We start from the raw sequence: 361 nt of genomic DNA on the forward strand, positions 1-361 counted from the left end.
CCGCGGCGGGGGGCCCGCGCCCGGGCTATGCGCCCCCCCCCCCCGGGGGGGCCCCGTCCGGACATGCGGTCCCCGCGCGCGTGCCCGCCGTCCGGACATGCGGTCCCCGCGCGCGTGCCGCCGTCCGGGTACGCCGGTCGGCCCCCCGCCGGTCGCCCCCGGGCTCCGTCGCGGCGACCCTGGGAGGGTGCGCGGCGGCGGTCCGGCGACCGGTCAGGAGTACTCAAGGTGACGCACCCTCGGGGAGCGGCGGGCGGTGGGCGGGGGGGGGGGGGGGGGGCCCCGCCCCCCCCCCCCCCCCCCGGGCGCCCCGGCGCCGGCGCGCGCGCCGCCCGCGGCCCGCCCCCCCCCCCCGCGCGGC

It is taken from the genome of Streptomyces sp. NPDC058955 (assembly GCF_042741435.1).
GTDB lineage: Bacteria > Actinomycetota > Actinomycetes > Streptomycetales > Streptomycetaceae > Streptomyces.